General features: G+C 52.7%; 27 protein-coding genes. 10 read left to right on the plus strand and 17 right to left on the minus strand.

The features are described from left to right. The first annotated feature begins 47 nt into the window (after positions 1-47). Positions 48-2,189, plus strand: coding sequence for a ferric-rhodotorulic acid/ferric-coprogen receptor FhuE (gene fhuE / locus CHU32_RS10065; protein ID WP_218113721.1), 2,142 nt, complete (start codon positions 48-50; stop codon positions 2,187-2,189). 55 nt (positions 2,190-2,244) lie between these two features. Here the strand turns inward: fhuE and pdxR are convergent, their stop codons facing one another. Further along, a complete protein-coding gene (gene pdxR / locus CHU32_RS10070) occupies positions 2,245-3,711 on the minus strand; it encodes a MocR-like pyridoxine biosynthesis transcription factor PdxR (RefSeq protein WP_103677107.1) in 1,467 nt (488 codons plus the stop codon). Positions 3,712-3,933: 222 nt separating this feature from the next. Between pdxR and CHU32_RS10075 the strand changes: the two genes are divergently transcribed. From CHU32_RS10075 to CHU32_RS10090, 4 genes are read left to right on the plus strand one after another with little or no spacing between them, the layout of a single operon-like run. Beyond that, on the plus strand, positions 3,934-4,782 hold the full coding sequence (locus tag CHU32_RS10075; protein WP_103677108.1) for a transporter substrate-binding domain-containing protein: 849 nt from the start codon (positions 3,934-3,936) through the stop codon (positions 4,780-4,782). Positions 4,783-4,826: 44 nt separating this feature from the next. Continuing rightward, positions 4,827-5,468 carry an amino acid ABC transporter permease gene (locus tag CHU32_RS10080; protein WP_103677109.1) on the plus strand — a complete coding sequence of 214 codons (642 nt, stop codon included), beginning with the start codon at positions 4,827-4,829 and terminating at the stop codon, positions 5,466-5,468. A 14-nt stretch (positions 5,469-5,482) separates the two neighbouring features. After that, a complete protein-coding gene (locus CHU32_RS10085; RefSeq protein WP_103677110.1) occupies positions 5,483-6,148 on the plus strand; it encodes an amino acid ABC transporter permease in 666 nt (221 codons plus the stop codon). Further along, a complete protein-coding gene (locus CHU32_RS10090) occupies positions 6,141-6,902 on the plus strand; it encodes an amino acid ABC transporter ATP-binding protein (protein WP_103677111.1) in 762 nt (253 codons plus the stop codon). Before CHU32_RS10085 ends, CHU32_RS10090 begins: the two co-directional genes overlap by 8 nt. 61 nt (positions 6,903-6,963) lie before the next feature. Here CHU32_RS10090 and CHU32_RS10095 read toward each other — a convergent pair whose 3' ends face one another. Next, complete coding sequence (locus tag CHU32_RS10095) at positions 6,964-7,728, minus strand: SDR family NAD(P)-dependent oxidoreductase (RefSeq protein ID WP_103677112.1); 765 nt, start codon at positions 7,726-7,728, stop codon at positions 6,964-6,966. A 182-nt stretch (positions 7,729-7,910) separates the two neighbouring features. Between CHU32_RS10095 and CHU32_RS10100 the strand changes: the two genes are divergently transcribed. Then, positions 7,911-9,248 (plus strand): aspartate aminotransferase family protein, encoded by a 1,338-nt coding sequence (locus CHU32_RS10100; protein ID WP_103677113.1) that lies wholly within the window; start codon positions 7,911-7,913, stop codon positions 9,246-9,248. Positions 9,249-9,587: 339 nt separating this feature from the next. Here CHU32_RS10100 and CHU32_RS10105 read toward each other — a convergent pair whose 3' ends face one another. The 4 genes from CHU32_RS10105 to CHU32_RS10120 are packed head-to-tail and all read right to left on the minus strand — an operon-like array spanning position 9,588 to position 14,351. Continuing rightward, complete coding sequence (locus tag CHU32_RS10105) at positions 9,588-11,108, minus strand: FGGY family carbohydrate kinase (protein ID WP_425444886.1); 1,521 nt, start codon at positions 11,106-11,108, stop codon at positions 9,588-9,590. An 18-nt stretch (positions 11,109-11,126) separates the two neighbouring features. Further along, positions 11,127-12,545, minus strand: a complete 1,419-nt coding sequence (locus CHU32_RS10110) for an L-fucose/L-arabinose isomerase family protein (RefSeq protein WP_103677114.1) — start codon at positions 12,543-12,545, stop codon at positions 11,127-11,129. 35 nt (positions 12,546-12,580) lie between these two features. After that, positions 12,581-13,528 carry a transketolase family protein gene (locus CHU32_RS10115; protein ID WP_103677115.1) on the minus strand — a complete coding sequence of 316 codons (948 nt, stop codon included), beginning with the start codon at positions 13,526-13,528 and terminating at the stop codon, positions 12,581-12,583. Beyond that, positions 13,521-14,351, minus strand: a complete 831-nt coding sequence (locus tag CHU32_RS10120; protein ID WP_103677116.1) for a transketolase — start codon at positions 14,349-14,351, stop codon at positions 13,521-13,523. The genes CHU32_RS10115 and CHU32_RS10120 overlap by 8 nt, the downstream gene beginning before the upstream one ends. Before the next feature lie 307 nt (positions 14,352-14,658). Here CHU32_RS10120 and CHU32_RS10125 point away from each other — a divergent pair, with 307 nt between their 5' ends. From CHU32_RS10125 to CHU32_RS10135, 3 genes are all read left to right on the plus strand, one after another. Next, a complete protein-coding gene (locus tag CHU32_RS10125) occupies positions 14,659-15,609 on the plus strand; it encodes a sugar-binding transcriptional regulator (RefSeq protein WP_103677117.1) in 951 nt (316 codons plus the stop codon). Between the two features lie 27 nt (positions 15,610-15,636). After that, entirely contained in the window at positions 15,637-16,191 is a 555-nt protein-coding gene (gene kptA, locus CHU32_RS10130; RefSeq protein ID WP_103677118.1) for an RNA 2'-phosphotransferase, read from the plus strand. Positions 16,192-16,596: 405 nt separating this feature from the next. Next, a complete protein-coding gene (locus CHU32_RS10135) occupies positions 16,597-17,196 on the plus strand; it encodes a hypothetical protein (RefSeq protein WP_103677119.1) in 600 nt (199 codons plus the stop codon). 327 nt (positions 17,197-17,523) lie between these two features. Here CHU32_RS10135 and CHU32_RS10140 read toward each other — a convergent pair whose 3' ends face one another. Continuing rightward, a complete protein-coding gene (locus CHU32_RS10140) occupies positions 17,524-17,784 on the minus strand; it encodes a hypothetical protein (RefSeq protein ID WP_103677120.1) in 261 nt (86 codons plus the stop codon). A gap of 228 nt (positions 17,785-18,012) precedes the next feature. On the opposite strand from CHU32_RS10140, the gene CHU32_RS10145 reads away from it, so the two are divergent. Beyond that, positions 18,013-18,216 (plus strand): hypothetical protein, encoded by a 204-nt coding sequence (locus CHU32_RS10145; protein WP_103677121.1) that lies wholly within the window; start codon positions 18,013-18,015, stop codon positions 18,214-18,216. Between the two features lie 90 nt (positions 18,217-18,306). Here CHU32_RS10145 and CHU32_RS10150 read toward each other — a convergent pair whose 3' ends face one another. The 10 genes from CHU32_RS10150 to CHU32_RS10195 all read right to left on the minus strand — a co-directional run bounded on the left by CHU32_RS10150 (position 18,307) and on the right by CHU32_RS10195 (position 26,098). Further along, on the minus strand, positions 18,307-18,597 hold the full coding sequence (locus CHU32_RS10150) for a biofilm development regulator YmgB/AriR family protein (protein ID WP_103677122.1): 291 nt from the start codon (positions 18,595-18,597) through the stop codon (positions 18,307-18,309). 45 nt (positions 18,598-18,642) lie between these two features. Beyond that, positions 18,643-18,858: a hypothetical protein gene (locus tag CHU32_RS10155; RefSeq protein ID WP_103677123.1), complete on the minus strand. Its 216-nt coding sequence runs from the start codon at positions 18,856-18,858 to the stop codon at positions 18,643-18,645. A 64-nt stretch (positions 18,859-18,922) separates the two neighbouring features. Continuing rightward, positions 18,923-19,162, minus strand: coding sequence for a regulatory protein YcgZ (ycgZ, locus tag CHU32_RS10160; protein WP_103677124.1), 240 nt, complete (start codon positions 19,160-19,162; stop codon positions 18,923-18,925). Between the two features lie 333 nt (positions 19,163-19,495). After that, positions 19,496-20,389, minus strand: a complete 894-nt coding sequence (locus tag CHU32_RS10165; RefSeq protein ID WP_103677125.1) for a hypothetical protein — start codon at positions 20,387-20,389, stop codon at positions 19,496-19,498. Positions 20,390-20,664: 275 nt separating this feature from the next. Continuing rightward, positions 20,665-20,952, minus strand: coding sequence for a hypothetical protein (locus CHU32_RS10170; RefSeq protein ID WP_103677126.1), 288 nt, complete (start codon positions 20,950-20,952; stop codon positions 20,665-20,667). A 70-nt stretch (positions 20,953-21,022) separates the two neighbouring features. Then, entirely contained in the window at positions 21,023-22,363 is a 1,341-nt protein-coding gene (locus tag CHU32_RS10175) for an MATE family efflux transporter (protein WP_103677127.1), read from the minus strand. Between the two features lie 15 nt (positions 22,364-22,378). Beyond that, positions 22,379-22,672: a hypothetical protein gene (locus CHU32_RS10180; protein WP_133159263.1), complete on the minus strand. Its 294-nt coding sequence runs from the start codon at positions 22,670-22,672 to the stop codon at positions 22,379-22,381. A 201-nt stretch (positions 22,673-22,873) separates the two neighbouring features. After that, positions 22,874-23,962, minus strand: coding sequence for an ABC transporter permease (locus tag CHU32_RS10185; RefSeq protein WP_103677129.1), 1,089 nt, complete (start codon positions 23,960-23,962; stop codon positions 22,874-22,876). Position 23,963: 1 nt separating this feature from the next. Further along, positions 23,964-25,490: a sugar ABC transporter ATP-binding protein gene (locus CHU32_RS10190; RefSeq protein WP_176691956.1), complete on the minus strand. Its 1,527-nt coding sequence runs from the start codon at positions 25,488-25,490 to the stop codon at positions 23,964-23,966. Further along, complete coding sequence (locus CHU32_RS10195; RefSeq protein WP_103677130.1) at positions 25,490-26,098, minus strand: DUF2291 family protein; 609 nt, start codon at positions 26,096-26,098, stop codon at positions 25,490-25,492. Before CHU32_RS10195 ends, CHU32_RS10190 begins: the two co-directional genes overlap by 1 nt. Positions 26,099-26,105: the final 7 nt, after the last annotated feature.

Raw genomic sequence — 26,105 nt, forward strand, 5'->3', positions numbered from 1 at the left:
TATGGGGTTAACAGATGGCTTTTCACCACAGGAATCCTTCGCCCTGGATGGCTGGCTTTACGTCCGGGGATCGTAATCGCTTTTCGTTTTCACTGATGGCGCTGTGTATTAGCAGTGCGGTTTATGCTGCCCCGGCGGGGGCTGAAGATACCATCGTGGTCAATGCGGTGGAGGAGAATGCGGCCCAGGCAGCAACGTCGTATACCGTACCTGCGACTCGCGCCGGGACAAAACTGAATCTCACCCAGCGCGATATTCCGCAGTCGGTCAGCGTCGTGACCGAAGAAAGAATAAAAGACCAGAATATGCGCGATGTTAAAGACATTCTGGATAACGTGACCGGCGTGTCGGCCACGCAATATGACTCAGAGCGGTTCGATTATTTCTCTCGCGGGTTCTATATCAATAATTACACCTATGATGATATTCCCTCGACGCAATACGGCGCATGGAATTTTGGTGAAACCGACGGCGACGCCGCGATTTACCAGCGGGTCGATATTGTCCGCGGCTCTACCGGGTTGATGACCGGCACCGGTAATCCTGGCGCGGCCATTAATTTCGTGCGTAAGAAAGCTGACAGCAAAACCTTTGCCGGCGATCTGTCCGCCAGCTACGGTAGCTGGGATACCCAGCGCTATGTGGCTGACCTTTCCGGGCCGTTGAACGACGCCGGAACGCTGCGCGGCCGCGTCGTCACTGGCTATCAGGACGGTGATAGCTGGCTGGATCGCTACCATAAAACCAAAAAATTCCTCTATGCCACCGTGCAGGCCGATCTGAGCGACAATACGGTGCTGGATCTCGGCTACGATTACCAGTCGCGCGATACCGATGGCGCAACCTGGGGCGGGTTGCCGACCTGGTATTCAAACGGCAACCGCGTCGATTACGATCGCAGCGACAGCCTGGCACCCGACTGGACGTATTTTAATACCCTGTCGCGTAAAGTGTTCGCGGCGCTCACCACCCAGTTTGCCAACGGCTGGCAGACGCGCCTGAATGCGACGCATGGCGAAGCGAATTTCGACAGTAAACTGTTCTATCCCAGCGGTTTCCCGGATCAAAACACCGGTATTCTGGCGGCGGGCGGTTATGGTTTTGCCGGCTGGTATCACGGCCTGCGTACTCAGACCGCAGTAGACGCATACGCCAGCGGGCCGTTTACGCTGCTGGGCCGCCAGCATGAGCTGGTGGCGGGCGTGGATTACAGCCGCCAGCGCAACCGTTATCTTTACTCGTCATCGATGGTTTCTGCGGCGGATATCGGCAATATAATCAATTTTGACGGCAACCTTGCCGAGCCGGACTGGCCGGCATGGGGGCTTTCCGCCGAAGATACCATCCGCCAGAAAGCCGCTTATACTGCCGCGCGTTTCTCACTCGCCGATCCGCTCTCGCTGATCCTCGGCATGCGTTACACCCAGTACAGCACCAATGGCACTTCCGCCAATATGGACAAAAATAACCTGACCCCTTATGGCGGGCTGGTTTACGACATCAACGAGAACTACTCGGCGTTCCTGAGCTATACCTCTATTTTCCAGCCGCAAACCTACCGCGATCGTCAGGGGAACTATCTCAAGCCGGTAACGGGCCGGGATTACGAAGCCGGGATTAAATCTGACTGGTACAATGGCCGTCTGACCACCACGCTTTCGATTTTCCGTATTGAGCAGGATAATCTGGGACAGATTGACGGCGATAACTATGTGAATAACAGCAGCGAGCAGGCTTACGTAGCGGCCAAAGGGGTGGTAAGCCGCGGCGTGGATTTCGAAATTAATGGTGCCGTGACCGACAACCTGAGTCTCACCTTTGGTGCCACGCGCTATGTGGCGAAGGATGCCAGCGGCTCGCGTACCAATCCCCAGTTGCCGCAAACCGATCTGAAATTGTTTACCCGCTACAACGTGCCGGTGATGCCTGCGCTGACCGTCGGCGGTGGGGTGAACTGGCAAAACCGGACTTACAAGGATGCAGCTGGTCCTTCCGGCGCGACGCAGCGGGTGTATCAGGGCAGCTATCCGCTGGCGAATCTGTTCGCACGTTATGAGGTCAATAAGAATCTCTCGGTGCAGGCCAACGTCAAAAACCTGTTTGACCGGGAGTATACGTCCAGCGTCGGCAGCGGCGTGGTATATGGCGAACCGCGCAACTTCTCGGTGAGTGTGGGATATAGCTTCTGATCTTTGGCTATACCAGTCTAATGCGTCGTTCTCCTCACAGAAGAGGAGAACGACGTCATCCCATCTGCATCAACTGCCCCTTCAATACATCAACGCCCGGCGCAATTGCCTGCGGATCAATGGCGTGAAAGCCCATACGGAAAAAGTGATCCGGCGGGGCATCGCCGAGAAAATGACGGGCACCCGGCTCAATCAATACGCCCGCATGAGCCGCGCGCCAGGTCAGTTGCCGGGTGCTGATATGTTCCGGCGTGCTGAGCCAGAAAGCGTTCGCATGTTCGCTGCCGGGCATGAGTGTGCACTCCGGCAGTGACGTTCTTAACGCTTCGTGCAGGCGATCCCAGCGGCGGGCTGAATCATCATGATAACGGCGCAAATGCGTTTCATAATGGCCCTGCGCCAGAAAATGCGCCATCTGATACTGAATATTGGCAGGCGGATGGCGATACATCAGGCGACGCAAGGCGCGAGCTTCATCAATGACATCCGGATCGGCCACCATAAAGCCCAACCGTAGCCCTGGCGACAGCGCTTTAGACAGGCTGCTGACATAAATCACCCGACCGCTGCGGTCGCAGGCCTTCAGGGCGGGCAGCGGATTGCGTGTGAAATTACTCTCTGAATCATAATCATCTTCAATGATCACCGCATCATGGCGAACGGCATGATCCAGTAGCTGCTGACGGCGCGCCGGGCTCATGGTAACGCCGGTCGGCACCTGATGACCGGGGGTGACATAATAATAATCACAGGCGGTTTCCTCGTTAAGCATTATGCCTTCGCTGTCAACCGGGTGCGGCACGATGCCGGTTTCGCTGAGCATAAAGGTATTAATCGCTTCGCGAAATCCAGGATCTTCCACCGCTACCCGCGTTTGTCGGTCCATCAGCAGGCGGGTCAACAGATAAAGGGCGTTTTGTGAACCGAGCGTGATTAAGATTTCATCTGCCGAGGCGGCGATACCGCGTTTGGGCAATACCCGGGTACGGATCTGTTCAATCAGCATCGGCACATCCTGATCGATATGATCGACCACCCATGCCGGATCGCGCACGCCACCGTGCAGCCAGTTAGCGGTCGAGCGCCAGCTGGCAAGCGGAAACTGACGCGTATCCGGCTGACCATAGATAAACGGGTAGCGGTAATTCATCCAGCCTGCGGGTTTGAGGATCGACTCCTGCTGGCTGGGCATCATTTTCATTCGTCTGCTCCAGGATGGTGCAGTTTCATCATGGATGAGCAGCTCCTGCGCTGCCGGAGACGGTGAGGTATGGTAATCCGGATGCAGGTAATATCCGCTGCGCGGACGGCTGACGAGATAACCCTCGCTGACCAGGCTCTCAAAAACCAGCGCGGTGGTATTGCGCGACACGTGAAGCTGGCTGGCAAGCTGGCGGCAGGAGGGAAGCGGCGTATCAACCGGAAACAGTCCGCTCAGGATCGCCCGTACCAGCGATTCACGGACCTGCTCCTGTAAACCGCGCTGGCGGTCGAATTCCACATGCATCAGGTGTCGGATCATCGCACTCTCCTCGAAATCTGCCCGTATTCAATCCAGCAAATTCCGTACCAGCCTTTGACATACTGACACATCCACGCAACGCAACTGGCTCTATTCAGATTGCAAAAAGGCTCCCTACAGTAAAAACGAATTCAACCGACGCGTGGATCGCTGATATCGGCATGTGATTTGCAACGCATCAGCGGCTGGCGCGTTTCCGGCAAGGCAACAGAGGGCGGAAAAATGAAAAAAGTATGTAGCGCATATTATCTGGCAGCGGCGATGACGATGGCGTTTTCCTGCCATGCCATCGCTGATTTAGCGGAAATAGAAAAAGCTGGCACCCTGAAAGTGGCAACGGAGGACGATTACGCGCCGTTTAATTTTATGACCAACGGTCAGGCTGACGGCTTTAATAAAGACATGCTGGAGGAGCTGCGCAAATATGCCAAATTCAACGTTGATCAAAGTATTTTGCCGTGGACAGGCTTATTAGCGGCGGTGTCGACCGGGCAATATGATATGGCCCTCACCGGCGCGGTCATTACCGATGAACGACTCAATGTGTTTAATTTCACCCCGCCGTGGGCTTCCGCCCAGCACTATTTTGTTAAGCGCGCAGGCGATGACTCCTTAAACACTATCGCGGCGCTAAATGGCAAAAAGGTGGGGTTGCAGGCGGGAAGCGCGTTGCTGGCGCGATTGCCGGAACTGAAAGCGATGCTGGAAAAAACCGGCGGCAAACTGGGGCCGGTAGTGGAATATCCTTCCTATCCTGAAGCCTACGCGGATTTAGCCAATAAGCGTCTGGACTATGTAATTAACGTGGTGATCTCAGTAAATGATTTGGTAAAAGCCAAACCGAAAGTCTTTGCCAAAGGGCTGGCGGTGTCTGGCCCTGGCTATATGGCCTGGCCAATTCCTAAAAATTCACCAGAGCTGCTGGCCTATATGACCAAATTTATGGATCACCTGCGTGAAACTGGCAGGCTCGCCGAGCTTCAGAAAAAATGGTTTGGCGAAACTTATGACAATTTACCCACTGAGCCGATTACCAGTGCCGATCAGTTCCATAAATTAGCTGGCCTGTAATGTATTGCGGCGGGTAACCGCCGCCCATTGAAGGGGGGAGCACCATGGACGCAATGGCGTGGCAGTTATTAATTGAAGGTGCATGGACGACGCTCTGGATTTCAGGGCTGGCGATTGTTTTTGGCGTGGTGATTGGGCTGTTCATCGCGTTTATTCGCATGATGCGATTGCCCGTTATCGATCAGATTCTGGTGGTTTATATCAGCCTTGCCCGCGCCACGCCGCTGGTGACGCTGGTTTTGTTTTTATTCCTTTCGCTGCCAACGGTCGGGATTAACCTTGATAAAACCGTGGCGGCTATTGTGGCGTTAACCCTAAATACCTCGGCCTTTAATGCTGAGATCTGGCGTAACGCCTTTCGCAATTTCCCACGCGAACAGCGGGAAGCGGCAGAGTCGGTTGGCATGCGGCGCTGGACCTGGTTTCGCCATATTATGCTGCCGCAAATGTGGATTGAAAGTTTGCCCGCGCTGGTCAACGAAATGTCCTTTTTAATTAAAGGCAGCCCGGCAATAGCGGTAATAGGCGTGGTGGATTTAACTCGCGTGACGAATCGAATTTCGTCGGTGACCTATGAGCCATTATCGCCAATTCTGGCAGCGGCACTGCTGTACATCATTATTATTGGCTTATTGCTGCGTCTGCAGGGGATGGCGGAGCGCAAAGCAAAACGTCTGGCACGCTAGGGGCGGGAGGAGTTATGAACCAATGGGCGATTATCTGGAGTGCGCGGGAAAGCTTTTTCAACGGCCTGCTGGCGACGCTTGAGTTATTTATTATTGCCGCCGTGGCAGGCATGATGATTGGCGTTAGTTTGTGTTATGTGATGGAGTATCAAAATAAGGCCATTAATCGGCTCATTATTGCTTTTGTCAGCCTGATGCGCGCGATCCCCTTTTTGATTCTGGCGTATCTGCTGTATTACGGTTTACCGGAAGTCGACATTAGCCTTGAACCCTGGACCGCCGGACTGCTGGCGCTAATTATTTACCACGGTGCCTATTTTTTTGAGATCCTCCGCAGTCAGCGGCGGCTATTTTCAGGCGGTTACATTGAAGCCGCAACCTCGCAAGGATTTTCGCGCTATAACACCTTCCGACGGATTATTTTGCCCAATATTGTTTCATCAGCGCTACCGCTAATGGGCAATCAACTGATTATTTGTCTGAAAGATACCGCATTTTTATCTATTATCACGGTACAGGAAATTACCGCCGCCGCCAACAGCGTACAGGCGACCTGGTTTATTCCGTTCAACGCCTTTATTGTTGCCATTGCGCTTTATTGGGGGATTAGCATTCTGCTGGAATTACTGATTAAACGGCTAAGTATTTACGGAGCCAGAAGAGGATTAACCCATGCCTGATATCACAGCGGTAAGTGTAAAAAATGTCTCGAAGCAGTTCGATAATATTGAGGTGCTGCGCGACATTAATTTGATGGTAGAAAAGGGAACGGTGGTCAGTATTCTGGGCTCGTCAGGGTCCGGTAAATCGACGCTGCTGCGCTGTATGAACTGGCTGGAGCAGCCGGACCGGGGCGAAATCCGTATTAGCGGTCAGCGCATTGGTATTGATGAAGCCTCCGGCAAAAAGATGTCGCATCGCGAACTGTCCCGTATTCGCGAGCGGGTCGGGATGGTATTCCAGAGTTTTAATCTGTGGCCGCATTTGACGGTACAGCAAAACGTCAGCGAAGCGCTGCTCCATGTTAAAGGTATGAAACGCGCCGAGGCCCACGATATCGCCCGTCATCAGCTGGAAAAAGTAGGCATGATGCATAAAGCGGATGCGTACCCGATCACACTCTCCGGCGGCCAGAAACAGCGTGTTGCCATCGCCCGTTCGCTGGCGATGTCGCCGGAGGTGATCCTCTTTGATGAACCGACGTCGGCGCTCGATCCGGAGCTGGTCAACGAAGTGCTGGGGGTGATGAAGGCGCTGGCGGCGGAAGGTTATACGATGGTGGTCGTGACACACGAGATGGAATTTGCCCGTCAGGTTTCCGATGAAGTGGTGTTTCTGGAAAAAGGGCTGCTGATTGAAAAAGCGCCGCCGGAGACGTTTTTTACCCGCCCGGATTCAGAACGGGTAAGACGATTTTTGCAGAACAGCCGTTAGGTATTAGCGTTGCGCTTACGGTGTAAGCGCAACGCCGCTGAATGACGGGAGGCTTCAACCATTAATCGCGATCGATGGCAAAGGGCTGCCAGGCCTGGCGCACCGGCATCACCTCAATGTGGTTAATATTCATATGGTCCGGCAAGGTCGCAATATAAAACATCTGTTCGGCAATGTCCTGCGCACTTAGCGGAGTCGTGCCGCGATAAAGCGTATCGGATGCGGCACGATCGCCTTTGGTGCGTACCAGCGTAAACTCGGTTTCCGCAATGCCGGGAGCCAGATCGGTGACCCGCACCCCGGTGCCGAGTAAATCACAGCGCAGGTTATAGCTGAACTGCTTCACAAAGGCTTTACTGGCTCCGTAAACGTGGCTGCCGGGATAAGGCCACTGCCCGGCAATCGAGCCGATGTTGATCATCGTCGCGCCCGCACCGTGGCGTAACAGCGCAGGCAGCACGGCATGGGTGACGTTGACCAGCCCACTAACGTTGGTGTCGATCATCGTCTGCCAGTCGGCAAGATCCACCTGCTGAGCGGGCTGCGGAGCCAGTGCCAACCCGGCATTATTGATAAGGGTCGTGATATCCGCAACGTCCGCGGGCAGATCCTCGATCGCCTGTTTAACCGCCGCGCTATTACGAACGTCCATTTCAATAATATGTACCGCTACCTGTTGCCCCAGCGTCTCTTTCAGGGTTTCCAGACGTGATAAGCGTCTGCCGCACAGGATCAGCGACCAGCCCGCGGCGGCAAACACCTTTGCCGCCGCCTCGCCAAATCCGGATGTTGCGCCGGTAATTAGCACTACGTTATTTGCCTTCATTTTCTTCTCTCGTGTTGGTAGCCAGCCTTCACTATAAAAATCCTTATTTGGGCAGAACAGGGACAGACCTCCTGTGGCGATGTGACACAGGTGTCACAGCTTTTTAACAAAACTGGCACTACCTCGTGATGGCCGGGCGGCAGATGATGCGCATATCAACCATCACCAAAGAGGGGCAGAGAATGAAACTGGCACTTCAGGACGATATGGCAATCACGAATAACGATGTACGCCAGCTGGACCGCAATTATGTATTTCATTCATGGTCGATGCAGGGCAACCTGAATCCGCTGGTCATCGCCGGTGCGCAGGGCTGTGAACTGTGGGACTACGAAGGCAATAGCTGGCTGGATTTCAGTAGTCAGCTGGTGAATGTTAATCTTGGCTATCAGCACCCGCGCGTGCTGGCGGCGATGAAAGCGCAAATTGACGAGCTGGTGACGATTGCTCCAGCCACCGCCAACTTGACGCGTGGCGAGGCGGCGCGGCGGATTATCGAGCTGGCCCCGGCGGGGTTCAGCAAAGTCTTTTTCACCAATGCGGGCGCGGATGCCAATGAAAACGCCATCCGCATGGCACGGCTTTATACCGGGCGCGATAAAGTGCTGTCGGCCTATCGTTCCTATCATGGCAATACCGGCAGTGCGATTGCCGCCACCGGTGACTGGCGGCGCGTGCCGAACGAGTTTTCACGCGGGCACGTTCATTTTTTTAACCCGTATTTGTATCGCAGCGAGTTTAGCGCCAGCAATGAGCAGGAAGAGTGCGCTCGGGCGCTGGCCCATCTGCGGCGGATCATTGAATGTGAAGGGCCTGGCGCGATCGCAGCGATTTTACTGGAGTCGATTCCTGGCACGGCCGGTATTCTGGTGCCGCCCGCGGGCTATATGCAGGGGGTTCGCGCGCTGGCTGACGAGTTCGGTATTATTCTGATCCTCGATGAAGTGATGGCCGGTTTTGGCCGTACCGGGAGCTGGTTTGCTTTCGAGCAGGACGGGATTGTGCCGGACCTGATCACTTTCGCAAAAGGCGTGAATGCCGGTTATGTTCCGGCGGGAGGGGTGATCATCAGCGAGCCGATTGCCCACTATTTTGACGATCATTTCTTTGCCGGTGGCCTGACCTATTCCGGGCATCCGCTGGCGATGGCGGCGATTGTCGCAACGCTTGACGCGATGAAAGAAGAAAAGGTTGTGGAAAATGCTGCTTACATTGGTGACAACGTACTGCGACCGGGGCTGGAGACGCTGGCGGCAAAACACCCGTTGATCGGCGAGGTGCGCGGACGCGGCGTGTTTCAGGCCATGGAGCTGGTGACAAATTCGCAAACCAAAACGCCCGTCGGCGCGGCGGAGATGGCAAGTATTAAATTCGCCCTCACCGAAGCGGGGCTATTAAGTTTTGTGGTGGAAAACCGTATTCATGTTGTGCCGCCGTGCACCATCAGCGCGGAGCAGGTGGAGAAAGGATTGGCGATTTTTGACAGCGTGTTATCGCGGTTTGGCGGGCTGGTGCGGTAAATATTGTTAAACGTATGCCGGGCGGAAAACCTGCCCGGCGGCGCTGGCGCTTGCACGGGCCTACGGGGGAGCAACAGCGTTACCGTTTTGGTTTACCTGCCCGGCGGCGCTGACGCTGGCACGGGGCTACGGGGGAGCAATAGCGTTACCGTTTTGGTTTACCTGCCCGGCGGCGCTGGCGCTTGCACGGGCCTACAGGGAGCAACAGCGTCACCGTTTTGGTTTACCTGTCCGGCGGCGCTGGTGCGGGCCTACGGGCAATATCTAACGCTTTGATATTGTTGAGGTAGGCCGGGTAAGCGCAGCGCCACCCGGCAGAGTTTGCTCCGCGGCTGCGTATTACACCGCCACCCCGTGCTTATGACTGCGCACTATTTCCACCGCGCCCTGCCATTCATGCCAGCGCTTTTGCAAACGGCCATGACGCGTCATATCGGGTTCAAAGATCGCGTGCTCCGGCAGATAATGACGTAGCGCCTCAACCCCGACCTTCAGCAGCGCCTTGCGCGCCAGCAGCGCCGCGCCGATGGCGGATAGCTCTGCAACATCGCTGCGCATCACCGGACACCCCAGCAAATCAGCCTGATACTGCATTAGCCAGTCATTGCGGGTTGGCCCGCCGTCCACCATTAACGCTTTCAGCGCAAAATCGCTATGCTGGCGCATGGCGACCGCGACATCCGCAATCTGATAGGTAATCGACTCCAGCGCGGCGCGGATCAAATGCGCCCGTTTCACCCCGCGGCTCAGACCATGAATTAACCCGCGCGCCTGCTCATCCCACCACGGCGCGCCGAGGCCGGTGAACGCCGGAACAAAATACACGCCGAGCGTGGAATCAACCGAGGCGGGCAGGGCATTCAACTGCTGCGCCAGCTCTGCGACGGGAAGCTCGCTCAGCCCGGTACTGTCGGCCATCCACGCTACCGCGTCGCCAGTGTGCGGAATATTGCCTTCCAGACCATAAATCAAATTTTCGCCATCGTGCCAGGCCACGGTGGTCGCCAGCGTATTAACCCCGCTTTGGGCAGAAGAGACCGGGGCCATCACCGACGATCCGGTGCCGTAAGTCGCTTTCACCCGGCCTTCAGCACCCAGACTGTGCGCAAACAGCGCCGCATGAGAGTCGCCAATCATCGCGAGGATCGGGATACCATCCGGGATTGTTTTCAGCCCTTTCGTGCGGCCAAACTCGCCGCGCGACGGGCGGATCTCCGGCAGCGCGGCGCGGGGAATGCCGAACAGCGCCAGCATCTCGTCATCCCACGCAGCGGTTTGCAGGTTAAAAAGCTGGGTGCGCGAGGCATTTGAATAATCGCAGCAAAACGCCTCTCCACCGGTAAAATGCCACAACAGCCAGCTGTCCACGGTCCCGAGGCAGATCTCTGCATCGGCTGCCAGCGCCTGTCCGTCAGGGATCGCGTCCAGCAGCCAGCGCATTTTAGAGGCGGAAAACAGCGGCGCGACGGGCAGGCCGGTAATCGCCTTGATCCGCTCTTCATGACCCTGCTGACGAAGACTCTGACAAAACGCCGCCGTGCGTGAGCACTGCCAGGTGAGCGCGGACGCGATGGCCCGGCCATTGCGCCGGTACCAGCCAACTGCCGTTTCACGCTGATTGCTGATGGCCAGTGCCGCCACCCGTTCGGCACCGACCGCCGCTATCGCCTGCGAAACCACATCAAGAGAAGCCTCAATCAGCAGATCCGCTGACTGTTCCACCCAGCCTTCACGCGGCGTCTGAATCGAAAGCGCGCGGGAAAAGGTCGCCACGACCTTACCTGCCGCATCAATCGCCACGGCCTTGGCGTTGGTGGTACCCTCATCGAGCGCAATAACGATCTCTTTACTCACCGACATAATGTGCTCCGCCATCCTTTACTGGTGCAGGTAGGTACTGACGCCGAGATAGCGCGTAAAGGCTTCGTGTAACACGTGCGCGCTGGCAGAGTGGTTCATGGCCACATGGTGTTCAAAGCCGTTGCGACAGATCCAGTTCAGCAGGTTTTCCAGATGCGGCACTTCAATCACCGCCCGGCAGCCAACCGTATCCAGCGGATCGTCGACCGATTTGCCCGCGCCGACGTAGGCTTTAATTTCGCCGGTTAAATCGTCAGTGCTGAGGCGGAAATAGGTCAGATCGCCGCTGCGAAAACGCCCGTGCACAGCCCCGCAGGTATTCTCTTTACCGACGGTGGTGCCAATAATATCTGCCGTGCCCATATGTGGGTTGTCGAGGCTGGCGGCGGCAAAGTTACCGCAGTGAAACAGCACACATTTGTTGCGATCGTCGCCGAAGTTATTGTTCCAGTCGGCGATTGAGGCTGGACTCATATTGCTGCTTGCCAGCGCGTACATCGACAGCGCGCCCATCACGTCAACCTCACAGGCGCTGGGCATCAGTTGCCCGGACATCACGCTCATGATTGAGCAAACGTTAATGCCGAGGTTTTCCTGAAGCGAGGTCCAGCACTGAATGGCAGTCGTGTCGATATCATTAGCGATCACCCATTCGCTGATCACCACAAACAGCTTCGCCATCGTCACCAGTTTGTCCGCCGGAATGCCGCTGGTGTCAGCGTTGTCCAGCAGCAGACGACGTTTTTCATCGACGCGAATATCGTCATCGCGCAGCAGCTTAATGCGGGTAAATACTTCGGAGAGGTCGAGTGTTTCCACCGCGATGCCGAGACGTTCCAGCAATTTTTCGCTGTAGCGCACGGTATTGAAACCGGCAGGACGGGCACCGATAGCGCCGACACGCACGCCACGCATACTGCTCACCACGCGACAGACCTGCTCAAAACGCTGCAGATCCTGTGCGAAGATGTCACCGTCCAGCGCGCAAACGTGCTGGGTGGTCAGAGTGAAAGGAATGCCGTACTGGCGCAGGTTATTACACAGTGAGATTTTTCCGCAGAAGCTGTCGCGACGGGTGGCAAGGCCCATTTTATCAAGATTGTCTTCCTGCGCCTGCACCAGCACTGGCACGTTCAGACCGGAAAGGCGTAGCGTCTCTGCCACGGCTTTTTCATCACCGAAGTTCGGCAGTAATACCACAACGCCATGAATTTCATCGCGGTGCGCACGAAACAGTTCCGCACAGATTTTGGCATCCTGGCGGGTTTCGACGCCGCCCAGTTCCGTCTGCGTTTCATCCACCATAATGGTGTTGATACCAAGACGGGCAAAAAGCGCCACCGCCTGTTCACGCGCTTCCGCCACCAGGTAGCTGGGGAAAAATCCCCGGTTACCGATGATCACCGCCATGGTTAATTGTTGAGGGATTCGGGACATTGCATTATCTCCAGTAAGGTTCAGCGTTATTATTGTTATCGTTGTGCCTGATACAGTGCGGTGGCGTTTTTCACTACCCCTGCCGCGTCAATCTCATGCCGTGCGCGGGTAGCGGCACGGTCGGCGGCGATGGCGTATTGCCCGTCAGGAATGCCAAGCCGACGCAGCGGGATGCCGCAGCCCGCTTCGGCCAGTACTTCGGCCACCAGGCTACCGACGCCGCCGTTAACGTTGTGCTCTTCTACACTTACCACCGCGTTGTGTGCTTTCAGCAGTTCCAGAAGGCGGGAGGTATCACACGGACGAATAGAAGGTACACTGATTACGCTGGCCTCAATACCGGCTTGCGCCAGTTGTGTGGCGGCTTCGACAATTTCATGTACCGTCGAACCCATCGCTACCAGTGCGATATCCGTACCTTTACGCAGGACGTCAATCGCGCCCGGCGCAAAGCGGTAGTCGTCGTCATGCAGTTCTGGCAGGGCTTTGCCGTCGAGACGAATATAAACCGGACCAATATGTTCCAGCGCGTAATCGATGATCTGCCGACATTCCAGCGGGCTGGAAGGGGCGTAAATTTCGATGTTGCCAAAACCGCGCAGCACCGCAATGTCGTCAATACTGTGGTGGGTGCTGGCGAGCGGGCCATAGCTTGCCCCGGCGTTCAGACCGAACAGTTTGACGTTCGTGTTGTTGTAGCAAATATCGACTTTGATCTGTTCATTAGCGCGGGATATCAAAAACGGTGCGGCGTTGCAGGTTACAGCCACTTTGCCGCCAATCGCCAGCCCGGCAGCCGCGCCCACCAGCGTTTGTTCGGCAATACCGACGTTAACCAGCCGGTCAGGGAATTTTTTAATAAACGGGGAAATTTTGGCGGTGGATGTGGAGTCCGCCACCACCGGCACCAGATCCACGCCGCGATCGACGGCATCAATAAAGGCATTCACCATTACTGTGGCGAGATGTTCGCTATTACTCATCTTTCAGTTCCTCCAGCGCCAGTTCAATTTCTTCACCTTTCGGTACCCGGTGATGCCATTCAGGGCGTCCCTGAATAAAGGAAATTCCCGCGCCTTTGGTGGTATTGGCAATGACCACATGCGGCTTACCGTTAGGTTGTAGCCCTTCGAGGGTGGCGACCACATCCGCCATGTCGTTACCGCGGCATTCGGTCACTTCCATGCCGAACGCACGCCATTTCTCATCCAGCGGGTCGGTGTTCATGATCTCTTTGGTCGATCCGGCCAGTTGCAGATTGTTCTTGTCGTTAATGATGATCAGGTTATCAAGCTGGTAATGAGCGGCCACCAGCGCGGCTTCCCAGTTGCTACCTTCCGCCAGTTCACCGTCGCCGGTGATAGCAAAAACGCGACGTTTGCTGTTACTGCGTTTAGCGGCAAGCGCAATCCCTACCGCCACGGGCAGGCCGTGACCGAGCGCACCGGTATTGAGCTCAATGCCCGGCGTTTTGTGTTTCACCGGATGACCTGGTAGATGCGAGTCCGCATGCTGGTAGGTAGAAAGCCATTCCACAGGTATAAACCCGGCTTCGGCGAGCACGCAGTAATAGCCGCCGACAGCGTGGCCTTTGGACTGGATATAAATATCGCGCTCGTCGCTCTCTTGCAGCGCGGGCGAACAGTTCAGGATGCGAAAGTAGAGAGCGGTCAGCAGTTCTACCTGCGACAAATCAGCCCCGGTATGACCCCCTGCCGGACTTTCCGCATTGAGGACGATAATGCGACGACGGACGGCACGCGCTTTTTTCTCAAGCTCCTCAACGGAGAGCGAAAACGGATTCATAAAGCACCTCTTGAATGTATAATCTGTTATGAATAAATATTCCAGCAGGGTAAAAATGCACTCCGAACGTGGCGTAAGCGGGTGGGTTACACTGCCTTTTTTTACCGCTCGGAATATATATTCACTACTGATTTATTATTCATGCTCTAAAGATATGCCTTGTTGAACGCTTTGTCTACGACAACAATCGCGCGGCTTTACAGAAAAGCGAGTACGATCACAAATGATCGTGCGGGTAAGCGGCGGCTGGCTTGTTAAATATTCAACAATGCATAAAAATAACAGGCAGTAAATCAAGGGGAACCCTATGTCTAAGCAGGATGAGCAGCGCTTGCTGGTGAAAATTGCCACGCTTTATTACAGTGAAAATAAAAAACAGTCCGAGATAGCCTCGCTGCTTCACCTTTCCCAGTCTTTTGTCTCGCGGGCGCTGACGCGTTGCCAGAAAGAAGGGCTGGTGAAAATCACTGTGGTACAGCCGACCAATATCTTTGTCTCGCTGGAGAAAGCCATCGAAGAGCAATATGGTATTCGTCAGGCGATTGTGGTGGATACCGGAGACACGCCCGGCAATGCACAAATCAAACATGCCATTGGCAGCGCGGCGGCGCATTACGTTGAGACCCGTCTGCGCCCGGAAGACCTAGTGGGGATTTCCTCCTGGAGTAGCACCATCCGCTGTATGGTTGATGAGATGCACCCGCAAAACATCCGCGCCGCCGGGGTGATCCAGCTTTTAGGCGGCGTCGGCCCGAACGGTAACGTACAGGCGACGATCCTGACCCAGCAGTTAGCCGCGCATCTGGGTTGCCCGGCGTGGTTGCTGCCCTCGCAGAGTATTGAACACTCGGTTGAAGAGCGCACGCGTCTGGTGAGCAGCCCGGACGTGGCGGCCGTGGTCGAAAAATTCGCCCAGGTCGATGTGGCTATCGTTGGCATTGGCGAGCTGGAACCGTCTCAACTGCTGAAAAATTCCGGCAACTATTACAATGAACAGATGTTGAAATTGCTCTCCGAACGCGGTGCGGTGGGGGATATTTGCCTGCATTACTACGATGCGGCGGGGGAACCGGTACTGAGTCATGAGGAAGACCCGGTTATTGGTATGGAGCTTACGCAGATCCGCGCATGCCCGCATGTTATCGCCCTGGCGGGTGGTCCGGAAAAAAGTAACGCCATTCGTGGCGCGTTGCAGGGCAATTATATTGATGTGTTGATTACCGATTACCCGACGGCGCGCAGTCTGGTGAACGTTTAAAAATACATCCATAAGGTTTTTATCAGTATGGAAAAACAGATAACTGAAGCCAGTAAGTTTTTAAGCTTTGTGTTGCGCCATCAGCCTGAGGCCATTGGTCTGATGCTGGATGCCGAAGGCTGGGCGAATGTCGATGAACTGATTGACCGCGCTGCCCGTGACGGCAGGGTATTAACTTATGAGCTAATAGCGACCGTCGTTAAAACCAGTGACAAAAAGCGTTTTACGCTTTCTGAAGATGGCCAGTATATTCGTGCCGCGCAAGGGCATTCAACGCCGCAAGTCGCAATACGCTATGCAGAAAAAATGCCGCCAGAGTTTTTATATCACGGCACGGCGAGCCGCTTTCTTGAATCTATTAACACGCAGGGGCTGGTTCCCGGTTCGCGTCACTATGTGCATTTATCCGCAGATGTCGAGACCGCCAGAGCGGTGGGACGCCGTCATGGGAAGCCGGTAGTGATAACGGTTAAGGCGATGGAGATGTATCAACGCGGCATAACGTTTTATCAGGCGGAGAACGGCGTGTGGCTGGTGGCAGAGGTGGGGAGGGCGTTTTTGGTTAGGTGCAAAATGGTATAATACAATTATTATTAGATGATTACTTTTTATGTTCTGCAATGACACGGAAACGATAACTGATTGTTCGAAGTAAGGGCTGGGTTTTCTGTCCTTTTTAGCGACAGGTCATTCAGCATATCAATCTTGTGATGTTGCAGTGTAATATCTATTCGAATTTCTTCTGACCCCCTCAGCCAGACGGCAGATTGCGGGGTTATCCTATATTGGCATATAGTTAGCAGCAGATGATGATATTTGAACCCTGAATATGTATGATGCCAGGAAGTAAGGTGTTTATTTTCGAGGTTTAATTAATATATCGCTAAAAAATACCCTGAGTTATATAGGGTTTATTGAATGTAAAATAAATATTCAATAATTTTATTTGCAGGGTGTAAATATTTCTGTATAGGTGAGGATGTTTTTTTGAAATATTTAAGTTTTATCGTTGTAGTATTCGTATTTATAATTTCAGGTTGCACGCACCACGTGCCAAGCCAATACGATGGTGCACAAATCAAATATATGGATGGTGTAGCGACTAAGGCTTCAGTAATTGCCGACTGGGGAGTTCCGAATGTATCTTTCCCGGTAGATAAAACGAGTACTGCTTATCAATGGAACTCTGATAATGGTTCATCTTCTGTTGGTGCTTTCGATAGCAGTACTGTTAGCTCTGGTGCTGCGACGTCGGGAACAGATTGTCTGGGATGCGGTGTAAATACCTTTGGCTTAGGCAGTAGCCAAACTTCTGGAGCGACAGTCCAAAATATTGAAACACACACTTGTGCCCTTTCAATCATTGCGGATAACAAAACAGATAAAATAAAAGCGGCACACTTAGTCGGAACTGTTGACGACAAATGCTATGCTCATTTTTACAACGCATTAACACTTAACCAAAAATCCGTGAATGCTCACAATGCAGAGGTTAGCCACAATAAAAATGTTGCTACTACAAAAGCAATAATTGGTATTCTGGCTGTCATTGGCGGTGGTGCAGCAGTCTACAATGCTAACCATTAAATAAAAAGGGAGTATGATGCTCCCGCTTAACAGCCTGCTTCACTTACGTCAGATCTTGCAATGTATCATATACAATATTCGCAATTCTCCTAATATAAAGAGGTATAACGCATCTTTCTGGTTGAAGTGCTGAGATTTATATCACCATTTATTAACGTTTTTAACTGGATAGAGCCTAAACAATATTCAAAGCCTCTCAAGCTATAGTTACGTTTTGCGCAAGTGTCATCCCTGACAGTTTCTCCGGCCGGTACACGCTTGCGCGCGACCGATGAGGTCATCTCTCGCTGTCGTCTTCCGGCCGGAGCCGGACTACGTCCATTGGCGCTAGTTCTTTTCTTCGTTAAGGCCTGCCAGTGTATGCAGGTATGGCACATGTTGCGCAGCAACTTCCGGTGTTTCCATCGCTTTAAGCCAGCTTCTGGCTTCATGGATTTCTACAAGCCGCTCGTCGCTGGCTTCCATCCTGGCCATGTAACTTAGCTCGTTGATGAGAGAGTAAACGCTAATCTCTTTTTCGCTGAGCGCCAGGCTAAGTGCCGCTTCGCCAATAATGACGTGGCCTATCTCGTCTTCTGGAAATAACACTATAAAACCTCCTTTGGCACGAGTTAATGACAACCTCATTACACACTGTAGACCCTTACAGCCTTCATCACGCAAAATTAAGGCCAGTGAAGCTAATTAAAAGGATATTCAGATAAATCGCCACAGAAATGGAAGTGAGGCCAGGCCAGAAAACAAGTTTCTGTAAGAGGTATCGTTCAGGGGGAAACAGGTGTTATACTGTACATATATCCAACAGTTGGAGGGGCTTTGAAAAAAGATGACACCAGAAGTAACGTTGATTTTAGTGAGCTCATCGGGCACGTTGTTGTTGACCTGCTAGCGCCAGCCAGGATCATCACTATCCATGACATTATCGATTCACTGCACAGCGTAATGGAGCTTACAGAAAACAACACCACGCGCCAGAACTGCAAAATATTGATTGAGATGCTTGCGCGTAAAATGCACTGATAAACGGTCACCACAGGGTTTTTTGCTAAGAATGAAACAACAACTCGTATTGAGCAGAGGCGCTTCCCGCTGGATCAGACTCTGCTCAACTCAATGTGCCTGTCTGGCGCTGGCTGAACGAGGGCAGAAGTAGTCTTCATCTTCTGTTTTACGACCTACCACAATTTCAAGGCAATTGCGTAGAATATCAAGCTGTACAACATCGGAGGATTGTTCAAGCTCACCGATTAAGCAAAGAATAATCGCTTTGTTGGATAAGGTAATATTGCCTGCAATTAGCTTTTTTATGATGCTATCAAGAACACGCTGTTCGGCGGCGTACATATCCCCGGTATCGAGAAAGTACGCATGAAGGGCAGGATTATTTATTGTCTGACGCATATTCTTTTCTTCCTGTAATAAATTCACTGGCGGATAGGGGCTGGTTTAATTGACGTCATCTGTGGGCATTAACTTTGCCCGGACCTGAGAAATAGCGCTACCAACGGTCTGGATATGGGTGTCATCACGGCCTTCTTTTAAAGCCGTTTCCAGCTTATGCAGCACGGCGTCTGCTGTGATGGACCTGGTTTCATACAGTAAGTCCATCGCAATCTCCCCGATAACGACAAGGGATGAATTCTGCGTTTTACTCTCGTTCATTGCATCTCTTCAGAATTATGCTCACCCTGCTGGCTAAATTCCGCTTCCCTGTCCGAACCTTGTTTTAGTTGCGAAAAAGTAAACCTATTAATTCCTGATAATGCTGCTCTTCTTCGCGGGTTGCCGCTTGTTCCAGACGCGCCAGTAGTTTGAGACAAATTGCTTTACGATTGAGCGTCCGGCCAGAGCATAAAACGTCTACGACGATAGCGCCGAGCGTCTGCTGCTGGGAAGGCAGCGCTGCGTGTGTAAACAAGGCGGTAAGATGGCTTGATGTCACTTGCGGCGGCGTAATCTGTTGCATAGGATGCCTTATTGTCTGTTTACTGTACTTACGGTGTAAAGCAAAGTTATACAATAAATCTTTCCTTGTACAGGTTTTTATGGGTAAAAATTTCCAAATGGCGTCTGTTTTTTTAAAAAACATTACAATACAGTAAGTTAACAGATTGTACAGTTTGTGTGATACGGCATTGGCAAAATTGTACAAAGGGAGTGATGGTAGTGGATAGCTGATACTGGCGTTGTGTTAAAAACATCTGTCAGGCGGGTTATCACTGAAAGCGGAGATGAGAGGAAAGTTGCAAAAAACTGCCCGCATCACCAATACTGCGCGGGCAGGGAGCGTTAACAGGGATTATTTCGGCAGTATACCGTAGCCTGCAAAATTACCGGTTTGTTCAACAAACGCATTATAATATTTATTATCTTCAACTGAATTTTTTGCTGCTACCTTCACGTCCGCTGAGACCAGATCGCTGGTCGCCTGGAAGAGTGCCTTTCTGACATCTTCATGAACATCAGGGTCGGTAGAGTCGTTGATTTGTTTCAGCAGTGCCACTATTTTTTCTGCCTGTTTCTGCGTTTCAGCATCCTTAAATTTTGGCTCCGGAATCCGATAATCAAAGGCGGTATTGACAGAATCTTCCGTGCTGCCATTCTCTGCGGAGGGTGGCAGTTTTTGGTCGTATTCTTTCTCGAAATAGGTCAGCAGTTCCGTCTTATCAAAACATTTATTAAAAATATTACCTTCGGTATTCTTATCAAGCGTAGTGACGTTATCCGGGAAGGGTTCACCTAACTGATATTTGCAGGCAAAAAAATTGTGGTCAATGATCGCGGCATTGGCACTGAGGAGCGGCATTTTGAGATTATGGCCGTTGATCGTGACCGCGTATTCTGCGGGTCTGAAACGCTTTTCATGTCCTTTCACTGCGTAGACTTCAGAGAGCATATAGTACATCTGGCGCTCAGGGTTAATAATCCCGCCGGTGTTATTTTCAAACACCATAAACTGATTTTTTTCACCCTTTGCGTTCACCATCGTGTGCATACCCGGTGACAGGCTCAGTTGTCCGGTTGCACCAGGTTCCACCGTGTAATCCTTATCATCAACCTTAAAGGCGATGGCGGTAGTGGTAGGATTACTGTAATGAAATTCCCCTTTGGTACTGGTAGGATCTAAACTATCACACGCCGTAAGGGCGAGAATAATTGCGCCTGATAACCCTGCTTTTACTGCCAATTTCATCAATGTCATCCTTTTATGCGATGTCTTATTCGAACAACTCATCATAATGACTGGTGAGCGAAATGCTATGTTTTTACTAAAAAAATACGTCGGTCAGTGTGTCCTGGCGCCTTACTCTGGCGCTCAACCGATAAGTTGTAAAATGCTATTGATGCTGGCGCGTTTTTTAACAGGGAGAGGACTTCTCATCACCTCTTTGAATTCTGACTACAGGTTGGTTGATGAAGGCATTCAGTTAACAGTAGTGCGCCTGAGGCGTTACCACATTTAATGGTTTAAATATTATAACTGGACAGTAAGCGAAGGATATCATTGTTATCTGAATATTTTTTCTTTAAAAGTGGTAACGATTTCTCTGCCTGAGGGCAGTATTCATTGAGGCCTTTTTCAATGTCTTTTTTGTTCTCCTCTGGCAACGTCGGGTCCCATTCCCCGGCGAAATGCTGGCACATCTCGGCGTTATCTATAAAGCGTTGTACCTCCCCGGGCAAAGGCGTATCGCCCCATGCGCTCAGGCTAATACAGCCGAATAAAGACAGGCAAAACAGATAGCGATTGACCATATTTTTCCAGACTCGATTACTTTTACCGGTGAAAACACGCGATACCGCCTTTTCGCCCGAACCACATACTTTAAAACAATGCCTTTGTCGTCCAGACTCGGCTGCGCCAGCGGCGGTACATTAGCATCGCGCGTATGCCCTCATCAATAATATAAGCCAGCCATACGCCGACAAGTCCGAGACCGAACGAAATACCTAACATATAGGAGAAAGGCAGGCTGACAATCCACATGACAATAATGCCGCAAATAAAAGGAAAACGGACGTCGCCGGTTGAGTTGAGGCTGCTGATAACGATGATATTCGTGGCGCGGCCCATTTCCAGTAGTATTGCGAGCAGGAAGAGCTGTTTTGTCATCGCAATTATGGTGTGATTAGGGGTGAATAACTGCATGATCGGTTGCGCGAAAAGATAAATCACTATGCTTATCAGGCAGGCAATTGCCAGGCCTATTTTCCAGCTTCTGATGCCCTGACGATAAGCGCGGTCAAGTTCACCTGCCCCCGTTGCCCGTCCGATGATAATCTGTGAGGCCTGGCCGATGGCGATAGCGAACATGGCGACAAACTGGCTGATGCTCGATGCATAGACTTTGGTCGTCAGCGCTTCTGTGCCCAGATAAGCAATGATGGCCGTTACGACCAGTTGCGATCCCGCATAAGAAAGGTTTTCGCCCGCAGAGGGTAAACCATAGCGTAATATCGACCCGAGCATTTTCTTCGAGCAGTGCTTCAATTTTTGCCAGCGGAAGCGGTAGCCGATGTATTTTTTTATCATCCAGACCGTGATGACCATCCCAACGATATTGGCAAAACTGGTTGCAATGCCGACCCCGGTGACGCCTGAATTAAGGTCGCTGAGAGGACCGTATAAAAATAAGTAGTTAAAAATAACGTTTATCACGCCAACCGTGATCGGCACTATCATCGCCTGACGCACGTAGCCATGGGTGCGAAGGATGGGTAACAGAGAAGAATAAATGGCGATAATCACCGAGCTGCCGCCAATTATTTTAATAAACGGCGAGCCAACGGTGACCAGTTGTTCGCTCAATCCGAGCAGCCGCAGGAAGGTATCGCCAAGAAGAATAAAAATCGCGCTCATTGCGATGCCGATGATAAACGCCACCACCAGCCCGTTGGTGATTACTTTTTTAACCAGATGCTTTTTCTTCGCACCGAGCAACTGGGCGATAACAATTTGTACGCCGACGGTTAAAAAGCCATAAAAAATTACGGAGAGTGTCAGTATTTGGCTTGCCACCCCGGTTGCCGCCACGGCCTCATCTGAGTAATGCCCAAGCATAAATACGCTGACATAGTTCATCAGCAGACGCAGCAATTGTTCGATAAAAATGGGCCATGCAAGCGTGTATAACCCGAGTTGTAATGGCGTAATTGTTCCTGACATAACTCTCCTTGTTACTTATTTTTTACAAACTTTATCCCATGTCGATTTCCGCATCGCTACCGAAATCGCATCTTTACCTTCAGGAATAAACTGAGAGGAACGCCGTAGCTGACGGTGATTACCGGTATCGCTGTAGGTCAGATAAACGATAAATCTCTGCCTGGCATTTTGCGTTAACGCCATCCCACAAACAATACTGTCGACTTTTACATCGGTTCTTTCGCGTTCGATATAGATAATATCGCTATAGGTGACCGGGTGAGGGGAAGCAAGTTCTTTTTCAATGGCTTCTTTGGCGTAATTTACCATTGCGGATTCTGAGGGGGCGCGCATATAAATTTTATAACCTATAAACGCACAAATTATAATTGCTGTGAATAATATCAACTTCCGGTGTTTCATTATCAGCGTCCTGCTAAATGTTCAGATGCCAATAATAATCCTGCTGGTCATTATTCTCCATAATTTAATCATTGCGGCAGGCGGAGATCTTTCCGCCTGCCGTGTGGATTACTTGCCTTCAATCACCGCCTTTTGCGCAACCACCGCCGCCTTCTGCTGCATCCGGTTTTGCATCTGGTCGATAATGACCGCGACAATAATCACAATCCCTTTAATCACCATCTGCCAGAACTCGCTGACGCCCATCATTACCAGTCCGTCGGCGAGAAAGCCGATAACAAACGCGCCAATCAGCGTGCCGAGAATGGTGCCGCGTCCGCCTGCCAGTGACGTACCGCCCAGCACCACGGCAGCAATCGCGTTCATCTCAAACGCCGTCCCGTTGGCCGGGTGGCTGGCGAGCAACTGCGCGGAAACCACGATCCCGGCGATGGCCGCACACAGCCCGGAGAGCATATACACCAGCACTTTAATCTGTTTCACCCGCACGCCGGACAGTTCTGCCGCCCGTTCGTTATCGCCAATGGCATAGACATGGCGGCCAAACGGCAGACGACGCGCGATGTAAGCGATAATCAGCGCCAGTACGATCATCATCCAGATAGCCCATGGAATGCCCAGCAGCGAACCTGCGCCAATCTCATCAAAGCCGGTATTACCCAGTTGTGGATTACCCGACAGGCCGGGGAAGGTCTGACCATCTGAGGTGAGCATCGCCGCCCCGCGCAGGACGTACATCGTACCGAGGGTACAGATAAACGGCGCGACGTTATAGCGGGTGATGATCCAGCCGTTAACCCCGCCGATAAGCGCGCCAATGAGCAGGACAATCGGCACAATCACCCAGACGCTGGGGAAGATAGCGATGCCGAACATCGGCAGCACAATGCCTTTGGTGATAAGCCATCCGGCAATCATCCCGCATAGGCCAAGCGTGGCACCAATCGACAGGTCGATCCCGGCGGTGATAATGACAAAGGTGATCCCCAGCGCCAGGAAGGCGTTAATGGCGATATGCTTAATCATAATCACCATACTGCCTGCCGACAGAAAACCCGGCACGGTCATGGTGAAGAAGCCGACGATCAGAAACAGCGCAATAAAAGTGCGCAGTTTCAGCAGCATAAGAAGGATGTTTTCCCGCGACAGCGATGTTCCGCTACCCGGCACTGCTGCGACAGATTGTGTTGTTTTCATCTTAGAACCCCTGAGCACTTGCCGTTACCAGTGCCGATTCTTCGGCCCGATCGCGGACGATGTCGGCGGTCAGCTTGCCGCCGGACATCACCAGAATGCGGTCCGATACCGCCATAATTTCTTTCAGATCTGACGTTGAGAAGACCACCGCGATCCCCTGTTCTGAAAGCTGGACCATCATGCGGAACACGTCCGCTTTGGCCCCGACGTCGATACCGCGCGTCGGCTCGTCAAGAAACAGGATTTTCGGATTGGTCAGCAGCGAACGTCCAATCACCACTTTTTGCTGATTACCGCCGCTGAGCGCCTGGATTTCCACCTCCGGCGAGGAGACTTTAATCGACAGGCTGCCAATAGTGCTGGCAACCACTTTTTCCTCATCCTTCTGTGCAATGGCGAAACCGCGCTGCAAGCGCCGCCACAGGCTGGCAATGGTGAGGTTGGTGGCGACAGAGGAGATGGGAAATATCCCGGTGCGCTTGCGATCTTCCGGGACCAGGCTCATCCCCATTTTGATCCGATCGGCAGGTGTCAACCGCTGCGGAACGGGTTTACTGTCCAGCCAGAGTTTGCCGAGATAGCTGCGTTGTGTTCCGAGCAGGCACTCAAACAGCTCGGTACGTCCCGCACCCATGAGCCCATAAATGCCGACGATTTCCCCGGCGTGGACGTTAAACGAGACGTCATTAACTACGGCGTTACCGCTGGCGTTAACGCAGGTGATATGCTCCGCTTCCAGCACCGGTGCGCCGAACGTGCGTCCCGGCGTCAGGAAGTTCGTCACCGGATCGCTGCCGAGCATTTCGCGCACAATCCACGGTACGTCGATGTCACTGACCTTTGCTTCAGACTGAAACTTACCGTCGCGCAGGATAGTGATCACATCGCCAATCGCCATCAACTCTTCCAGACGGTGCGAAATGTAGATAATCGACACGCCCTGGCGGGTCAGCTCGCGGATCACCCGAAACAGAATTTCCACTTCGGTTTTACTCAGCGCCGACGTAGGTTCGTCAAGGATCAGGATGTCCGCATCTTCTGCCAGCGCTTTGGCGATCTCGATCAGCTGCTGCTGTCCGACCTTCAGATTGCCCACCAGCTCACGAGGGGAAATCGGCTGATCGAGACGCTTAAGCAGTTCGGCCGCGCGTTTTTCCTGTTCGGCCTCGTTAATCGGCGTGATGCCTTTCTGTAGCTCGCGGCCCAGAAAGATATTTTCCGCCACGGTGAGGTTCTCAAACAGATTAAGCTCCTGATGCACCATGCCGATACCGTGAGCCGCGGCAGCGCGGGTGTTGGGGAAATGCACCTGCTTACCGTTAAGCCACATTTCGCCGAGGCTTGGCTGCTGAACGCCGGCGAGAATTTTCATCAGCGTCGATTTCCCCGCGCCGTTCTCGCCGATGATCACATTTACCTTGCCGCGCCAGACGTTGTAATCGACATTGTCCAGCGCAATGGTGCCGGGAAAAAGCATTGATATACCGCGCGTGCGCAGGATGATGTCGTCCACAGGGCTATCGCTCATTACTGTGCCTCCTGTTTCAGCTCCAGCGCGGCGGCGTTTTCCGCTTTGCCGCCGTTAAGCGTTACCGCCATCAGCACGGTGGCGGTTTTACCCGTCCAGCTCTCGTCGATTTTAGGCAGATTTTTTACCGCTTCCCGGTTATAAGCGCGCGAAAGCTGGGCAAACTGTACCTGGTTCGTAAAGTCTTCAAATTTAAAACCGGTCGCATCGCGGATCGCATTGCCGCGTATCACCGGGCCGGTCTGTACCTCAAGCGGTTGACCGTTAAATGTCATGATCAGTTTTTGTTCACGCGCGTTGCTGAGATCCACGCGCTCCACTTTGCTGGTAAGGCGTACGAAGACGCTTTCCGCATCGGGCGACGGCGTTTTTAACTGCGTTGAGAGCGCGGTGGCATCGAGCGCCTTCTTATGCGCGGCATCAATAACGCGTTCCTGCCAGGTTTGTTGCGCGATCTGCTGTGGGGTCTGGTTGTCAAAGTTGGCTTTGGCATTGGGATCGGCAGGCATAATCGGCTTGCCGTTCTCATCCAGATCCACCACTGTGCAGGCCGTCAGCAACAGGGTGGCACAACCCAACAGCGCGGCACCCCATTGTTTTAACGACATAACGCCT

It is taken from the genome of Superficieibacter electus, assembly GCF_002915575.1.
GTDB lineage: Bacteria > Pseudomonadota > Gammaproteobacteria > Enterobacterales > Enterobacteriaceae > Superficieibacter > Superficieibacter electus.

Excerpts from the sequence above, each read along its gene's own strand:
- CHU32_RS10165 (WP_103677125.1), bottom strand. The coding sequence starts at position 20,389 with ATGAAATTGGCAGTAAAAGCAGGGTTATCAGGCGCAATTATTCTCGCC.
- CHU32_RS10095 (WP_103677112.1), bottom strand. The coding sequence starts at position 7,728 with ATGAAGGCAAATAACGTAGTGCTAATTACCGGCGCAACATCCGGATTT.
- CHU32_RS10180 (WP_133159263.1), bottom strand. The coding sequence starts at position 22,672 with ATGGTAAATTACGCCAAAGAAGCCATTGAAAAAGAACTTGCTTCCCCT.
- fhuE (WP_218113721.1), top strand. The coding sequence starts at position 48 with ATGGCTGGCTTTACGTCCGGGGATCGTAATCGCTTTTCGTTTTCACTG.
- CHU32_RS10080 (WP_103677109.1), top strand. The coding sequence starts at position 4,827 with ATGGACGCAATGGCGTGGCAGTTATTAATTGAAGGTGCATGGACGACG.
- CHU32_RS10085 (WP_103677110.1), top strand. The coding sequence starts at position 5,483 with ATGAACCAATGGGCGATTATCTGGAGTGCGCGGGAAAGCTTTTTCAAC.
- CHU32_RS10170 (WP_103677126.1), bottom strand. The coding sequence starts at position 20,952 with ATGGTCAATCGCTATCTGTTTTGCCTGTCTTTATTCGGCTGTATTAGC.
- CHU32_RS10155 (WP_103677123.1), bottom strand. The coding sequence starts at position 18,858 with ATGAACGAGAGTAAAACGCAGAATTCATCCCTTGTCGTTATCGGGGAG.
- CHU32_RS10120 (WP_103677116.1), bottom strand. The coding sequence starts at position 14,351 with ATGAATCCGTTTTCGCTCTCCGTTGAGGAGCTTGAGAAAAAAGCGCGT.
- CHU32_RS10175 (WP_103677127.1), bottom strand. The coding sequence starts at position 22,363 with ATGTCAGGAACAATTACGCCATTACAACTCGGGTTATACACGCTTGCA.
- pdxR (WP_103677107.1), bottom strand. The coding sequence starts at position 3,711 with ATGATCCGACACCTGATGCATGTGGAATTCGACCGCCAGCGCGGTTTA.
- CHU32_RS10075 (WP_103677108.1), top strand. The coding sequence starts at position 3,934 with ATGAAAAAAGTATGTAGCGCATATTATCTGGCAGCGGCGATGACGATG.
- CHU32_RS10195 (WP_103677130.1), bottom strand. The coding sequence starts at position 26,098 with ATGTCGTTAAAACAATGGGGTGCCGCGCTGTTGGGTTGTGCCACCCTG.
- CHU32_RS10110 (WP_103677114.1), bottom strand. The coding sequence starts at position 12,545 with ATGTCCCGAATCCCTCAACAATTAACCATGGCGGTGATCATCGGTAAC.
- CHU32_RS10125 (WP_103677117.1), top strand. The coding sequence starts at position 14,659 with ATGTCTAAGCAGGATGAGCAGCGCTTGCTGGTGAAAATTGCCACGCTT.
- ycgZ (WP_103677124.1), bottom strand. The coding sequence starts at position 19,162 with ATGCAACAGATTACGCCGCCGCAAGTGACATCAAGCCATCTTACCGCC.
- CHU32_RS10090 (WP_103677111.1), top strand. The coding sequence starts at position 6,141 with ATGCCTGATATCACAGCGGTAAGTGTAAAAAATGTCTCGAAGCAGTTC.
- CHU32_RS10100 (WP_103677113.1), top strand. The coding sequence starts at position 7,911 with ATGAAACTGGCACTTCAGGACGATATGGCAATCACGAATAACGATGTA.
- CHU32_RS10105 (WP_425444886.1), bottom strand. The coding sequence starts at position 11,108 with ATGTCGGTGAGTAAAGAGATCGTTATTGCGCTCGATGAGGGTACCACC.
- CHU32_RS10150 (WP_103677122.1), bottom strand. The coding sequence starts at position 18,597 with ATGCGTCAGACAATAAATAATCCTGCCCTTCATGCGTACTTTCTCGAT.
- CHU32_RS10185 (WP_103677129.1), bottom strand. The coding sequence starts at position 23,962 with ATGAAAACAACACAATCTGTCGCAGCAGTGCCGGGTAGCGGAACATCG.
- kptA (WP_103677118.1), top strand. The coding sequence starts at position 15,637 with ATGGAAAAACAGATAACTGAAGCCAGTAAGTTTTTAAGCTTTGTGTTG.
- CHU32_RS10115 (WP_103677115.1), bottom strand. The coding sequence starts at position 13,528 with ATGAGTAATAGCGAACATCTCGCCACAGTAATGGTGAATGCCTTTATT.
- CHU32_RS10190 (WP_176691956.1), bottom strand. The coding sequence starts at position 25,490 with ATGAGCGATAGCCCTGTGGACGACATCATCCTGCGCACGCGCGGTATA.